At 36.8% G+C, this 11,181-nt stretch carries 11 protein-coding genes and 1 riboswitch; of the genes, 8 read left to right on the forward strand and 3 right to left on the reverse strand.

Going from position 1 to position 11,181, the window contains the following annotated elements; translation table 11 throughout:
- A riboswitch (FMN riboswitch) is annotated at positions 1 to 124 on the forward strand.
- A gap of 179 nt (positions 125 to 303) precedes the next feature.
- Positions 304 to 909, forward strand: coding sequence for an ECF transporter S component (locus IW492_RS05040; RefSeq protein ID WP_202066163.1), 606 nt, complete (start codon positions 304 to 306; stop codon positions 907 to 909).
- 741 nt (positions 910 to 1,650) lie between these two features.
- Here the strand turns inward: IW492_RS05040 and IW492_RS05045 are convergent.
- Positions 1,651 to 1,902: a ferredoxin gene (locus tag IW492_RS05045; RefSeq protein WP_442896299.1), complete on the reverse strand. Its 252-nt coding sequence runs from the start codon at positions 1,900 to 1,902 to the stop codon at positions 1,651 to 1,653.
- Positions 1,903 to 1,933: 31 nt separating this feature from the next.
- Here IW492_RS05045 and IW492_RS05050 point away from each other — a divergent pair, with 31 nt between their 5' ends.
- From IW492_RS05050 to rpsA, 5 genes are all read left to right on the forward strand, one after another.
- Positions 1,934 to 3,025, forward strand: coding sequence for a helix-turn-helix domain-containing protein (locus tag IW492_RS05050; RefSeq protein ID WP_202066167.1), 1,092 nt, complete (start codon positions 1,934 to 1,936; stop codon positions 3,023 to 3,025).
- A complete protein-coding gene (locus tag IW492_RS05055; protein WP_202066169.1) occupies positions 2,976 to 4,418 on the forward strand; it encodes a RecQ family ATP-dependent DNA helicase in 1,443 nt (480 codons plus the stop codon). The genes IW492_RS05050 and IW492_RS05055 overlap by 50 nt, the downstream gene beginning before the upstream one ends.
- Before the next feature lie 73 nt (positions 4,419 to 4,491).
- On the forward strand, positions 4,492 to 5,022 hold the full coding sequence (locus IW492_RS05060) for an SAG1386/EF1546 family surface-associated protein (protein WP_202066177.1): 531 nt from the start codon (positions 4,492 to 4,494) through the stop codon (positions 5,020 to 5,022).
- Between the two features lie 152 nt (positions 5,023 to 5,174).
- The gene (gene cmk, locus IW492_RS05065) at positions 5,175 to 5,846 is read left to right on the forward strand and encodes a (d)CMP kinase (protein ID WP_202066179.1); all 672 of its coding nucleotides are present in this window, start codon (positions 5,175 to 5,177) and stop codon (positions 5,844 to 5,846) included.
- A gap of 118 nt (positions 5,847 to 5,964) precedes the next feature.
- Positions 5,965 to 7,176, forward strand: coding sequence for a 30S ribosomal protein S1 (gene rpsA, locus IW492_RS05070; RefSeq protein WP_202066181.1), 1,212 nt, complete (start codon positions 5,965 to 5,967; stop codon positions 7,174 to 7,176).
- A 55-nt stretch (positions 7,177 to 7,231) separates the two neighbouring features.
- On the opposite strand, the gene IW492_RS05075 is transcribed toward rpsA, so the two are convergent.
- Positions 7,232 to 7,678, reverse strand: a complete 447-nt coding sequence (locus IW492_RS05075) for a hypothetical protein (protein ID WP_202066183.1) — start codon at positions 7,676 to 7,678, stop codon at positions 7,232 to 7,234.
- A 636-nt stretch (positions 7,679 to 8,314) separates the two neighbouring features.
- On the opposite strand from IW492_RS05075, the gene der reads away from it, so the two are divergent.
- On the forward strand, positions 8,315 to 9,625 hold the full coding sequence (gene der / locus IW492_RS05080) for a ribosome biogenesis GTPase Der (protein ID WP_202066185.1): 1,311 nt from the start codon (positions 8,315 to 8,317) through the stop codon (positions 9,623 to 9,625).
- A 237-nt stretch (positions 9,626 to 9,862) separates the two neighbouring features.
- Positions 9,863 to 10,138: an HU family DNA-binding protein gene (locus IW492_RS05085; protein ID WP_069698339.1), complete on the forward strand. Its 276-nt coding sequence runs from the start codon at positions 9,863 to 9,865 to the stop codon at positions 10,136 to 10,138.
- Between the two features lie 188 nt (positions 10,139 to 10,326).
- On the opposite strand, the gene IW492_RS05090 is transcribed toward IW492_RS05085, so the two are convergent.
- A partial coding sequence (locus IW492_RS05090) for an ISL3 family transposase (RefSeq protein WP_202066187.1) occupies positions 10,327 to 11,181 on the reverse strand: 855 nt, incomplete at its 5' end.

An 11,181-nucleotide genomic window follows, 5' to 3' on the forward strand; every position in this document is an offset into this window, starting at 1 on the left:
GTTCGTCTTCAGGGGCAGGGTGTAATTCCCGACCGGTGGTTATAGTCCACGACCTACTTATTGCAAGTAGCTGAATTGGTGTAATTCCAATACCGACAGTAAAGTCTGGATAAAGAAGATAGGGCTTATTTGAATAGCTTTCTTTCAGATAAGATGACTCTAACTCTATTTTTCCCTGCAGAAAAATAGAGTTTTTTTCTGCAGTTGAAAGATTTGTAAGAGGATGTTTAAATGCGGAACATCTAAAGAAAGTTCGCTTTTTGAATGGTTCGTTTGAAGATGGATCCTTGTCAGGAGGATTTCATGAGAAACAGTAAGGTACAAAAAATGGTTGGTGTGGCAATGTTAGCTGCTCTTGGTGCAGCATTGCAATTTATTGATTTTCCATTGTTGCCGTCGGTTCCTTTTTTAAAGATTGATTTCAGTGACATACCGGTGATGGTGGGCATGTTTTTATTCGGTCCATTTGCTGGGATTGTTACAGCATTTATTCGTTCTATGCTGCATTTGTTGATGACAGGACCGTCACCGCAGAACATGGTCGGAGATATTGCCAGCTTCCTGGCTTCTACAATGTTCACGTTGCCGATGTATTATTTCTTCAATAAAGGCTCGCATAAGCTGGTAAACAAAGCAGCCGGAATTGTAACCGGTATTCTGATGATGACTGTATTTATGAGCATAGCAAATTATTTTGTGATTACGCCATTGTATTTGAGACTTTACGGAGTCAGTGCACAGGAATTTTTGGGAAGATCAATGGAAAGCTACATCGCTGCCGCAATTGTTCCATTCAACTTAATTAAAGGAGTTATTATCAGCAGTGTGTTTATGCTGTTCTATGTGAAGATACTCCCTTGGTTAAGCAGAAAGCAAAATCAGCTGGGCAATCAAACAACCGCAAAATAAGCGAAGCATCCCCATTAAAAATTGTAAAAGAAAGACCTTCCTGCTTTTTTGGGCAGTGAAGGTCTTTTTTAGATACTTTGTCAAACAGTCATGAGCCATACTATTCGTTCATCCTGAATACTGAAAGTTATTGATAATTTTTCGTATAAATTTGGACTGATGAGTGATTTTATAAAGATGATAGATGGAGGGCGTATCTTGCATTCATTATCTTCTTTAATTGTTATTTTATCTTGATTAAATCCGCAGTTAAAAAGATGCGAGTCTTCATATTAGTGTATGATTCAAGCCTATAGAGGACACATTCTAATATCTTGATATGAATGTTTAGTGCTTCATTGGTAAGCTAGCAAGAGGGTATGCAATACTTTGATAAAATAAATGATAGTGTATTAAATCAGGAAAAATTTTCCGAAGCGAAAGAATAGTTGCCTGAGTCAATTCTTTTGAAGAAATTCAAGGTGGAAATCATGCAGAATTTGGAAGCTATGGTCAGTAAAACGAACCATTGAGCTTGAAATAAATAGTGATGAGCAGCAGAGAATTATCAGTAATTTACTTATTCAGCAGCGGTCTCAGTTGGTCGAAGCATAGAAATATAATTATTTAGCTGAAAACAATTCTAATTGAGTCCTCTTTATTTAATGAAGAAGAAAAAGACTGTTAAATTTCTTAAATCTATGAATACAAGTAAGTCTATTAAGCAAATTATATACTGGATATTTTTTCCAATAGGAACAATCATATGCACAAATGTCGGTCTTTTTTTTCAATCTCTATTGCACGAACAGGACATTTGCGGTAAGCTTTGATCACGGCGTCCAGAGTAGCCTGATCTGTGTTTGAAACATTTATTTCAAGCTGCTGCGGCTCATTTTTAAAAAGAATAATGCCTTCTTCTGTATAATCAAAAATAGAAGGAGCATAAACTTGGCAAAGTCCGCAGGCAATACATTTATCGGGGATAATTCTACACTTCAAAGAATCACACATCCTATCTTATTTATTGGAGAGGCTGATCACTATGACAACTCTATTCATTTTATCCTTATTCAAGCAGGGATACAAGATAAAGATATCAACCCTTTTTCATCTTTTAAAAGGGAAACGAACTATTTCTGTTTTAATGAATGGATTTTTATATGAAAATTTAATTTTCTTTCAACTGTTTCCTGAACTGACAGAGGAAGAATTTCAAGCGACTCTTCAAAAGTTAGTTGCAGAAGGATTTTTAAGCCTTCAACAAGAAAATTTGGAAGCGGTTATCACTGAAAAAGGAAGAGATTGTATACAAAAACACAGCTTGCAAGCAAAAAAAGAAAGTCAATGGCTGAATAGTTACAGATATGGCAAAATCGATAACAAAATCTGGCGGCTGATTCAATTTTTTGTTCAGGTAACCTCTAATCTTTCTTATCAAAATAATACTTATTCTCCTTTGGAATCCTCTCCCTATTATCAATGGAAAATGAAGCAGCTTCTCAAGAATAATGACAGGAATACAATTGGCAACCGAGTAAGAGAGGAGCTGTTACTGGTGTTTGATCAGTTGTCTAATGAAGAGAGTCAATTTTTCGCTTTGCAATTTTCTGGTTATCGCTGGAATGGAAAGGCTGAGCAGCAAGTAGTTGATTTATATCCTGCCTTTAAATCGGAATTAGTAAGAAGAAATGCTTGTCATCACTTTTTTAGAGTTATTGAATCAACTGATAAGGTCGTCATGCTAAAAAAAGTTGTGCTTGATGAAGTGGAAGCTGCCAATAATCAAAGTATGCTGAAGACAAAGAAGTTATTGCTTTCCGGGAATTCTTCTGAAAAAATCTGTGAAATACGTCAGATGAAGCAGAGTACAATAAATGATCATCTTCTGGAGCTGGCAATTCAGAATCCAATGTATTCGTTTGAACAATTGTTGTCAATTCAACATATTCATTTTTTTAAAGCTTTACCTGCAGCTTGTCAGGAATGGAGCTACACATCAGTAAAAGAAGAACTGCCTGATTTGGATTACTTCAGCTATCGAATGGCTCAGATTTTAACATTACATAAAGAACGTGGGAATAGATATGGATTTAAAAAAAATACTAAATCTGGAATTCGGGTTTTCGAACTTTAGAGAAGGCCAAGAGGAGATTATTTCTTCGCTGCTACAGCAAAAGAACACCTTTGCCGTACTACCGACAGGTACAGGAAAGTCGCTCTGCTATCAGTTTGCAGGAAGGATGCTTGAAGGAACTGTACTTGTTGTTTCTCCTTTAATTTCCTTGATGGATGATCAGGTGAGACAATTACAAAAATCAGGAGAACGAAGTGTGATTGCCTTTAACAGCTCTCTGTCATATAGCGAAAAGAAACATGTATCAGGTCGTCTTTCAGATTACAAATATTTGTTTATCAGTCCGGAATCATTGATGAATGAATCGGTAATGCAAAAACTAAAACAAATGAAGCTGGCTCTTTTTGTGATTGATGAAGCACATTGTGTCTCTCAATGGGGAGTGGATTTTAGACCAGAATATGTTAAAATAAAAGACGTGTTAAAAATCTTAGGATTTCCTTTGACTCTGGCATTAACAGCAACAGCTTCAGACAGCGTAAAAGAAGAAATCAGGCAGCACTTGTTTCAAGAAAATATAGAAATCCAACAATATTTTTATTCGGTAAACAGAAATAATATTTCATTAAGTGTGGAGATGACAGAAGATAAAGATGCTGTACTTTTTAAATTTCTGGATAAGTTTAACCAAAGCGGGATTATTTATTGTACCTCCAGAAAAACGACGGAGAGAATCAGCTGCTTGATAAATGAAAAGTTGGGAATCAGAACAGCATTTTATCATGGAGGACTTTCAACTGCTGAAAGAGGAAAAATCCAACAGCAGTTTGTTGATAATGATATTCAGCTGCTTTGTGCAACCAATGCATTTGGAATGGGAATAGATAAACCGGATATCCGGCTGATACTTCATTATGATTGTTCTGCAAGTCTTGAAAATTATGTTCAGGAAATTGGTCGGGCCGGAAGAGACGGAATGTCAAGTCAGGCTGTTCTTTTATATAGGCATGGAGATGAATTTATTCATTATTTTTTTCAAAATGAAGTAACTGAGGAGTTAAAAATACTGCAACGGCTTGTTCAGTCAGAAATGGATTTCTCTGAAGGACTTTTCAACTCATTAAGTGAGATTCAACAAAAATGGCTGGAAGGGTATCTGAATGGTTCATATACATTTGATCAATTAAGAAAACGACTAATTGAAAAAAGAATAGAGAGACAGTATCAGCTCCATCAGATGCTTGAATACATTCAGACGAAAAACTGTAGAAGGATATTTGTAATGGATTACTTTTCTGAAAAAGGAAAAGTCGGTCGAAAAGATAGCTGCTGTGACAACTGCGGACTGGAATTTCCAACTGCTGAAAATGATCAGAAATTGTCTGAATCCCCTGCAAATACTGAGTCTGGATGGCAGGAAATATTAATAAGATTATTTAAAGTTAATGAATAATTTAACTTTATCTCAGCAGATCCGAGGAAGCTGTGTTATAATAGCAAACGATATGATTTTAGGAGGAAATAGAGTGAGTAAAAAAGATAAATATAAGAAATCTGAAGCACGTGAACCTTGGGAACAATCGATTTATGACACTAAGGAAGACAATGGGCATTCAAGAATTGAAAAGAGACAGCATAGAAAAGGAAATACCGTCTTTTTAACTATTTTGGTTATCTTATTATTATTGATTATTGCTTTGCCTATAGGGACTTATTGGTGGGTAGCAAGAGATAAACCAAGCAGCAATGGAACAACACCTTCCTCCTCCATAGTAGTGTCATCAACAGAACAAAGTACGACTACAGCGCCTCCGGCAGAATCAAGTGTGCAATCTTCTGAGGCTCCGGCGGAAAGTACAGCACCTTCAGGTGAAGGCGAACAAACAGATACGCCAACTGTTGATACAGTCGAACCATTATATACAGAGGTATTTGCTGGAGAAGGATTTAAGCAGGTTGCTGAGAGAAACGGAATAACTGTTGAACAATTAATGGAACTGAACGGATTAAGCGCAGATGCGATTATTCATCCCGGTGATTCATTACGTGTGCAATAAAAGTAAAAACTGGGACAAGGTTTTATTGTCCCGGTTTTTTTGAGAGAAAAATGAACAGTTGATTGAGCAGAAATGGTTGTTTCTGCATAATATTAAAAAAAGTCTGAAATAATAAAGAATGTTTTTTTCAGTCGGCAGGAATGGAGAGAAAAATGAAAAAAATAAGTATTGCAATTGATGGTCCGGCATCATCAGGGAAAAGTACAGTAGCAAAAATATTGGCAAAAAAATTAAACTATATTTATTGTGATACAGGGGCGATGTACCGCTCTCTGACGTATCTGGCTCTTATTAACAATGTAACAATAGATAACGGCACTAAATTATGCGAATTGCTTTCAACACACACAATTTCCTTTAAGCAGGAGGAGAATGGTCAGCTGGTTTTTATTGATCAGCAAAATGTGACCGATTTGATTCGCCAGCCAGATGTTACCAACTCCGTTTCAGTCGTTTCAGCACACCGCGAAGTTCGTGAAAAACTAGTTGAGCTCCAACAGGACATTGGCAAAAAGGGTGGTATCGTAATGGATGGTCGGGATATCGGAACAACTGTACTGCCGCATGCTGAAGTGAAAATATTTCTTGTTGCCAGTGCAGAAGAACGAGCACAAAGACGATATAAAGAGAATGTTGAAAAAGGGATTGCTACAGATCTCGAGACATTAAAAAAAGAAATCGAACGTCGAGATGAGATTGATTCAACAAGAGAAGTTTCTCCGCTGGTTCAGGCGGCAGATGCAGTACGAATTGATACAACTGGAATGTCAATTTCGCAGGTAGTTGAACGAATTGAGTCGATTATTCGTGAAAAAGCGAATTAGAATCAATAAAATATGATTATTTAAGAGAAATCGCTTTATTTTTTCCTCCAAATCCCTTAATATTAGAGAAACGAGACTTTTTTTACGAATTTTTGTTGGCATAGGAGGATAAGTATTCATGACAGAAGATAATCTAGTAGAAAACAGCAATGAAACAATGGAAGACGCAATGAATAGCGTTCAGGAAGTTAACGTGGGGGATATCGTTAAAGGCGAGGTTCTTGCAATTGAAGACAAACAGGTAATTGTCGGAATTGAGGGAGCGGGTGTTGAAGGTGTTGTACCTGCGAAAGAACTTTCTACTTCTCAGGTAGAGGATATCAATGATTTAGTAAAAGTACATGATATTCTGGACTTGGTTGTTATTACTTCAATTGGCAAAGATAAAGAGAACGGCAGTTATCTATTGTCTAAGCGCCGTTTAGATGCAAAAAAAGTTTGGGAAGAGATCGAAACAGATTTCCAGGCAGGCAAAATTATTGAAGCACCGATTACAAACGTTGTAAAAGGGGGCTTGGTTGTTGATGTTGGGGTACGAGGATTCGTACCGGCTTCAATGGTCGAAGATCATTTTGTCGATGATTTTTCTGAATATAAAGGAAAAACAATGAGATTCAAAATTATTGAAATTGAACCTTCTGAGAATCGGTTGATTCTATCTCATAAAGCTGTAGTTGAAGCAGAGAAGGAAGAACACAAAAAAGAAATTCTTGCTGATCTGCATGACGGAGATGTTGTAGACGGGAAAATTGCAAGATTAACTGATTTTGGTGCATTTGTTGATTTAGGCGGAATTGACGGTCTGGTTCACGTTTCAGAAATCGCTCATCATCATGTTGATAAACCAAGCGATGTACTGAATGTAGGAGACGAAGTGAAAGTTAAAATTCTTTCAATCACTCCTGATGAAGAACGTATTTCATTATCCATCAAAGAAACGCTGCCTGGACCTTGGACAGATATTGAAGAAAAAGCTCCTGTGGGTGCTGTTCTTGATGGAATTGTAAAACGTTTGACAAGCTTTGGCGGATTTGTTGAAGTATTCCCAGGTGTGGAAGGACTTGTTCATATTTCTCAAATTTCTCACAAACACATTGCAACACCACATGAAGTTTTACATGAAGGTGACGAAATTAAAGTGAAGGTGCTCGATGTAAATGAAGAGGAGCATCGTATAGCTTTGAGTATTAAAGCATTAGAAGCGAAACCTGAAATGCAGGAAGAGCCTAAAGAAGTACAGGAATATGAATTACCTGAAGAAAATACTGGCTTCACCATGGGAGATATACTTGGTGATCAATTAAAAGCTCAGGAGACAGAGGACGAGTAATAGTGAAATAAAAGCTGCAGGAAACCCGATTGGTTTTCTGCAGCTTTTTTGTTAGTCAACTATCAAAATTGGATTTGGATGATTTTTGATAAAAAGTCAAAATTGAGCCATCCACTGTAGTTAATTCCACGTAATTTATTCCATCATCAGTACGTTTGATTACACAAGGCGTATTGTTAGAGGCTTTATTTACAAATGCAACTAGTTTATCTAATTTTATCGTAGGAATAATAGAGACAAGTTCTTTTCTTGGCTCTCCTTTAAATATATGGATTTTCACCGATTTTTGTGACCTATCGTAAAAATACTGGAAGGGAATCGTATAGGCTAAACCGTAAGCAGCTAAACCAGATGCATCTCTTTTTTCCACTTTTGTCAGCCAGCCGAGAAATGTATCAAACCAATGTAATGTCTTTTCTATATCAGAAGAATAATAGACCGCCTCTATACCTAGAGAAAGAGGACCTACTGGCATGGTTGAATTTTCATCATTATTATACATACAAAACGCCCCCTTACTTAAAGTTTCTTTTATACTATCATTATAAGTAAAAAGCAACCTGTTTTCAAACAAGTAGAAAAAACTGACTTTTTTTTAAAACTGATTAGAAGTATTATTGATTAAGGATTTATTTTAAAAATACGATAAATTAATCAAATTAGTAAAATAAATTTTTGGAAATTGGTAAAAAGTATATATGAAAATATGTAAAATGAAAACAAACTAAAGATATTCATAGCATTCAATTAGAATGTTTTCGCATTCAAAAGAATGTGCAGTAAAAAAATAAGCTGGTGGTGAAATTAGCCTTCCTTTATAGCATGTCTGTGGCATCATCGATGAAATAGATAGAGATATTTGCTTTCTTTCAGAAATGGCATCAGGAATATTAATTTTAAGCTTTTTCCATTGGAAAAAGCTGTAACTTACTTACTAAAAAACTTTTGAGGATTTTTTTGATCATAAATATATAAGTGTATTCTATACCAGAAGAAATATAAAAAAAATTCTTGCATTTATTGACGATTATAATCTTTCAATCCATAATCTGACATGTTCTTTGAGTTTTTCTTGCATAATCATTGAATTATGAGGTAAACTAGACAAGATTGAAAACTGTCAAGGAGGTAGTTTTATATGGCAAATCCTACAATAGCAATTGTTGGTCGACCTAATGTCGGCAAATCGACAATTTTTAACCGTATAGCTGGTGAACGTATCTCAATTGTAGAAGATACTCCAGGAGTGACAAGAGATAGAATTTATGCAAAAGGTGAATGGCTTGGCCGTGAATTCAGCATTATTGATACTGGTGGAATTGATTTAGGTGATGAGCCTTTCATGGAGCAGATTAAGCATCAGGCTGAGATTGCGATCGATGAAGCAGACGTTATCATTTTAGTCGTCAGTGGTCGTGAGAGTGTCACAGATGCAGATGAAATGGTGGCAAAGATATTATATAGAAGCAATAAGCCGGTTATTTTAGCTGTTAATAAAGTTGACAACCCTGAAATGCGGGCAGAAATTTATGAGTTTTACGCTTTAGGACTTGGGGAACCGTTTCCTGTATCAGGCAGCCATGGCTTGGGAATCGGAGATGTTTTAGATGAAGCAGTGAAGCATTTCTCTACGGAAACGGAAGAAGAGGAAGAAGGGCTGATCAAATTCAGTTTGATTGGACGTCCAAATGTTGGAAAGTCTTCTTTAATCAATGCAATTTTAGGTGAAGATCGAGTAATAGTTTCAGAGATAGAAGGAACAACTCGAGATGCAATTGATACGTATTTTGAATCAGAAGATGGTCAGAAATTTTTAATGATCGACACAGCAGGTATGCGTAAACGCGGCAAAGTGTATGAGACAACTGAAAAATACAGTGTGATGCGGGCAATGCGGGCAATTGAACGGTCAGATATTGTTTTAATGGTTCTGAATGCCGAAGAAGGAATTAGAGAACAGGATAAAAAAGTTGCAGGCTATGCACATGAGGCTGGTCGCGGCATTGTGATTGTTGTCAACAAATGGGATACGGTTAAGAAAGAAACAAATACGATGCGTGAATTCGAAGAAGAAATTCGTGACGAGTTCCAATATCTTGATTACGCACCGATTATTTTTGTCTCAGCACTTACAAAACAACGGCTAAACAAATTGCCGGAGCTGATTGAAACAGTCAGTATGAATCAAAATCTGAGGATTCCATCAGCTTTACTGAATGATGTGATCATGGATGCGATAGCAATTAATCCAACACCAACAGACAAAGGCAAAAGATTGAAGATTTTTTATGCGACTCAGGTTGCGGTTAAACCGCCGACTTTTGTTATTTTTGTAAACGAAGAAGAACTGATGCATTTTTCATATGCTCGTTTTTTAGAGAATCAAATTCGAAATGCGTTCACTTTTGAAGGAACACCGATTAAAATTATCCCAAGAAGGCGAAAATAGTGCATTTTACCATAATGTCATCAAATGTTCAAACATATTGGAATATTTGATGATTTTTCAAAAAAAACTATTTAAATAGCGTTAAATCCCTTGCTATTACTAGTTTCCTATGATATCTTGTTAACAGAATATTGATCCGATTCAATATTTATATTTTGTCTTTGGACCACTCAAAGTCAAAATACATTTGATGTCTATTTTAGATATCCTATCCTTATGGAGGAGGTGAAATAATCCATGGCAAACAAAGCAGAATTAATCGAAAATGTTGCATCTTCAACTGGCTTAACAAAAAAAGACGCAACCGCAGCGGTAGATGCTGTATTTTCAACAATCCAAGAAACTCTTGCTAAAGGTGAGAAAGTTCAATTAATCGGTTTTGGTAACTTTGAAGTCCGCGAACGTGCTGCACGTAAAGGACGCAACCCACAAACTGGTAAAGAAATCCAAATCGCTGCAAGTAAAGTACCTGCGTTCAAACCAGGTAAAGCGTTGAAAGATGCTGTTAAATAGAGCAGTTCGGGGAACCCTTGATTTTCAAGGGTTCTTTATTTATTTCCGGGGAAAGTCAGTATCTGAACAAAATGATTAGAAAAACAGGCTCATTGTCAACTAGTGTTGGTGAAAGAAATACAAGAGAATAAAGCCAAGCAGTTAGGTGGGCACCTACCTAGCTGCTTGTTTTTCATGCATGGATTCTGTTAATGAGGGTTCTTTTTAACTTCTTTGAAATACGTTCCTCTATAAAGGAAAATCCTTTCTCTAAAATTATTGAAATTACGAAAGCCATAAGATATCCGCTTCAATACTTTACTATGATTATTTAAGCATTCCAACGGTCCATTAGAATAAGGCACACGCAGGGCTCGTTTGATCTCCTGTTTGTACTTTCTAAAGGTAGTCAGGGGGGTGTGATAGACTTCCGGAAGGTCCTTCTTGTTCTTCCTTAGCAACTGGCAAAAGAGAGCAACATCCCGATGCTTAATGGTAGATAAGAAGGATTGATACAGCTGATAACTTGCATTCAGCTCTTCATCATACCCAAGCAGGCGATCGACAAGCTCTGATTCTGTCAGATAGGCTCTGAATGAAGGATGCCATCTTGACTTCGTATAATCGAGAGACCATGCATTTTTTTGAAGAAGTCTCCAATACCGCTTCAGCTGTTTATATTGGAACTGATCCGGGCGAAACTGTTTCATACGCTGTATTCTGTGTTTTAAAAAAGTCCGAGCAATATGCTGGGCAATATGAAAACGGTCAGCGACAATATGGGCATGAGGAAAACACTCCTTTACAAGCGTTCGATAAGGTGTATAGAAATCTGTGACAACTAAGCGAACCTTCGCTCTTTCCTCTATGGAATACCGAGAAAAATAGGTTCGTAGAGAAGAGAGTTGCCGATTGGGGGCAATATCCAGCAGTTGGTGTGACTGACCATCCATCATGACAAAACTCATGGCAGCAGAAACGTTTTTGACGGATTTAAATTCGTCAAAACAAAGGACTTCAGGCAGAGAACGGGTTGGACAAACGGCCGGAGAACGAAAGCTGTG

The sequence above is a fragment of the Enterococcus sp. BWB1-3 genome (genome assembly GCF_016745275.1).
GTDB lineage: Bacteria > Bacillota > Bacilli > Lactobacillales > Enterococcaceae > Enterococcus_L.

Coding starts and splice junctions, on each gene's coding strand:
- IW492_RS05055 (WP_202066169.1), top strand. CDS start 2,976: ATGGATTTAAAAAAAATACTAAATCTGGAATTCGGGTTTTCGAACTTT.
- IW492_RS05045 (WP_442896299.1), bottom strand. CDS start 1,902: ATGTGTGATTCTTTGAAGTGTAGAATTATCCCCGATAAATGTATTGCC.
- der (WP_202066185.1), top strand. CDS start 8,315: ATGGCAAATCCTACAATAGCAATTGTTGGTCGACCTAATGTCGGCAAA.
- IW492_RS05040 (WP_202066163.1), top strand. CDS start 304: ATGAGAAACAGTAAGGTACAAAAAATGGTTGGTGTGGCAATGTTAGCT.
- rpsA (WP_202066181.1), top strand. CDS start 5,965: ATGACAGAAGATAATCTAGTAGAAAACAGCAATGAAACAATGGAAGAC.
- IW492_RS05075 (WP_202066183.1), bottom strand. CDS start 7,678: ATGTATAATAATGATGAAAATTCAACCATGCCAGTAGGTCCTCTTTCT.
- cmk (WP_202066179.1), top strand. CDS start 5,175: ATGAAAAAAATAAGTATTGCAATTGATGGTCCGGCATCATCAGGGAAA.
- IW492_RS05050 (WP_202066167.1), top strand. CDS start 1,934: ATGACAACTCTATTCATTTTATCCTTATTCAAGCAGGGATACAAGATA.
- IW492_RS05085 (WP_069698339.1), top strand. CDS start 9,863: ATGGCAAACAAAGCAGAATTAATCGAAAATGTTGCATCTTCAACTGGC.